This is a genomic window from Micromonospora sp. NPDC050200 (assembly GCF_040656135.1).
In the GTDB taxonomy this organism is placed as follows: Bacteria; Actinomycetota; Actinomycetes; order Mycobacteriales; family Micromonosporaceae; genus Micromonospora.
This window is the reverse complement of record NZ_JBFALG010000154.1, coordinates 1-2,864: the sequence shown is the minus strand read 5'-3', so window position 1 is coordinate 2,864 and position 2,864 is coordinate 1. Positions and strand designations below refer to the sequence as shown.

Below are 2,864 nucleotides of genomic sequence, written 5' to 3'. Positions count from 1 at the left end.
CGAGTTCGACGGGCAATCGCCGAGGGGGATCCTGACTTCCTGATCACGGGTGTGCCGGTCGTCCCCGTCGGGGGTGTGCCAACAGACCGGCCGTTGCCGGTGACCGCGGTGCCGGGGGAGTGGGGCTGGTCGCAGGTCCGCATCGGGTTGCGCGAGGACGCTGCCGTGGCTACCCGCCGGCTCGGTAGTGTCGGGGTGGACTACGCCCGGTTCGTCTTTGCCGACGCGGATGCACTCGGATCATGGGTCCACAACTACCCCCTCGATGGTCTCGCCGACGTGGTGTTCTGGGGGCGGGACGAGGAGCAGGTCGCGGCCGAGTTCGGCGCACAGCGCACTGGTACGCCGGGGGAAAACGGCTACGATTGGCTCAACCTCCCGGTACGAGGTGCCTACGCGCGGGCAGTCGCGCTCAAGGACCGCAAGAACGCTGCGCCGCCCCGCATGTTCGCCTTCGACTTCCGCCCACACTCACACCACTGGCAGGTCATGGCAGGCGTCCGGGCATCTGAGAACGAGGCCGCCACCATCGACGTCGGCGGCGCCCAGATCATGATGGCAATGACCTCCGTCGGCGACGGTTTCTTCCCCGTCGACCTGGACGTCGACGCCGCAGGGAATCCCGTCGCCATCCGGATTTCGGTGGCCGGCGACGACTGACGCCTTCGCTTCGGGCTGGCGACGATCCGCTTTTCCCTTGGTCACCGGCGTACCAGTTTCGCAGGCCGGCCAAGATCGTCGTGCAGGTTCGGCTGTACCCGGACACCGCCCAGGAGGCGGCGCTTCGGGCGACGCTGGATCTGTGCAACGAGGCCGCTGACCTCGCCTCGGCTGAGGCGTTCCAGCGGCGGATCTACTCGAAGCAGGCGCTGCAGCGACTCACCTACGGCCGCCTGAAGGCCTTGGGTCTGTCGGCCCAGCCGGCGATCCACGTTGCCCGCAAGGTTGCCGGCGCGTACGCCACCCTGAAAGCCAACATCCGTGCTGGCAATCTCGGCAAGCCCGGGTCGAAGCGGCGCGCCAAGGTCGAGTCGACGCCGATCAGGTTCCGGGCGGACGCGGCTCAGCCGTTTGACGACCGCTGCCTGTCGTGGCAGTTCGCCGACCGTACGGTGTCGATCTGGGCCGTGGGCGGCCGGTTGGGCCGAGTCCGGTTCGGCTGCTCGGAGCAGCAGTACGCGACCCTGGTGGCGTACCGGCAGGGTGAGTCTGACCTTGTATGCCGTGACGGCAAGTGGTTCCTGTACGCCACCTGCCACATCCCCGACGTCGAGGTGACCGAGCCTGACGGGTTCCTCGGCGTCGACCTGGGCATCGTCAACATCGCCACCACCAGCGACGGCACCCGACACAGCGGCAAGGGTTTGAACCGGGTCAGGCATCGTCATCAGCGGCTGCGGGCGAAGCTTCAGCGCATCGGCACCAAGCCCGCCAAGCGGCTGCTGAAGGCCCGCCGGCGTAAGGAGGCTCGGTTCGCGGCCGTCACGAACCATCGCATCGGCAAGCAGATCGTGACCGAGGCCGAACGCACCGGCCGTGGTGTCGCCCTGGAAAACCTGGGCGGCATCCGTGACCGGGTACGGCTCCGACGGCCCCAGCGGGTCACCCTGCACTCGTGGGCGTTCCACCAACTCGGCCAGTACATCGCCTACAAGGCGGCACGGGCCGGAGTGGCGCTCGTCCACGTCGACCCGGCATACACCTCGCAGGGCTGCTCCACCTGCGGGCACATCGCCAAGGCCAACCGGCCGAACCAATCCATCTTCCGGTGCACGTCGTGCGGCTTCGCTGAGCACGCCGACGTGAACGCAGCCCGCAACATCGCCGCACGCGGTGCCGCGGACTGGGCAGCAGTCAGCCTGCCGAACGCGGCGTGACCGGTGCAGCCAGCATCGAGCACGATCTGCAAGCTCGGCCCTTCAGGGCCGAGAAGCTGACTCATCGGCGGTCGTCCTTGATGCCGGGCGCGGCGGACGTGCCGTCAGATCCATTGAGATGACTGTCAGCCGGGTGGCAGTGGTGCGACCGGGCGGACCGCTGTGAACTGGGCGTGCTCGTACCGGGTGGCGGAAAGTAGCAGGAGCCATTCGTCGCAGCCCTGCCATGGGTAGGCATCGGCGGCTCCGCCGCGCACGGTCCTGGGTCCCTCGCCGGTCCCTGGCCGCGCGTCTGCCGGCGCGTCCGCGAACCCGGGGATCCACACGTCGGCGCAGAGCTCGTTCGCGGACCCCATCGCCGCCAGCCCGAACGCGTTCTCCCCGGCGGCCGTCCGCGCCTCGTCGCCGAAGTCGTCGAGCAGCTGATCCTCGCCGGGTTTTCCGTCACCGCGGAAGGTCAGCGTGGTGGTGCCGGCCCGGGCCGCGTACTCCCACTGCGCCTCGCTGGGCAGCCGGAACGGCATCAGCTCGAGCACGTCTTCCAGGTCGTCTTCGAGCCGTGCCGTGCCGGTGTCCGCCTCGCCGTACTCGTCCTCGTACTCAGGCAGCCAGTGCCGGACCTGCGCCACCGTCAGCGGGTGTCGGGCGATCAGGAACGGCTCGACCCGCACCTCGCGTACCGGCTGTGCGTCCCCGGCGCCGGCGAGGAACGGCTCGACGGTGTCCTCCACCCCACCGCTGCGCTCGATGGCGCGTACCGCGTCCAGCTCCGCGTCGGACAGGCCCATCCGGAACGAGCCGCCCGGAACCTTCCGGAACACCACGCCCGATGGGGTGTGCCGCCATGCGGGGCGCCCGGCCACGATCTCCTCGGTCCACATGGCGCCGAACGCTAGTGTTCTGTCTCAGTTTTGACTAGCCGCTTGCTGGAGTGCGACGCGTCCACGTCGAACCTTGGCCAGGATCGATTCGGCAGTGGCGGTCCAG

2 protein-coding genes and 1 pseudogene are annotated in these 2,864 nt (G+C 69.0%); 2 read left to right on the top strand and 1 reads right to left on the bottom strand.

The genetic code is table 11. The annotated features are described in order from the left end of the window. Both AB0I41_RS35040 and AB0I41_RS35035 read left to right on the top strand, forming a co-directional pair. Positions 1-660: pseudogene (locus AB0I41_RS35040) on the top strand (hypothetical protein); the annotation flags it as partial. Positions 661-740: 80 nt separating this feature from the next. Further along, a complete protein-coding gene (locus AB0I41_RS35035; RefSeq protein ID WP_357115732.1) occupies positions 741-1,877 on the top strand; it encodes a transposase in 1,137 nt (378 codons plus the stop codon). 125 nt (positions 1,878-2,002) lie between these two features. Here AB0I41_RS35035 and AB0I41_RS35030 read toward each other — a convergent pair whose 3' ends face one another. Continuing rightward, a complete protein-coding gene (locus tag AB0I41_RS35030) occupies positions 2,003-2,758 on the bottom strand; it encodes an SUMF1/EgtB/PvdO family nonheme iron enzyme (protein ID WP_357115729.1) in 756 nt (251 codons plus the stop codon). Between the last annotated feature and the right edge of the window lie 106 nt (positions 2,759-2,864).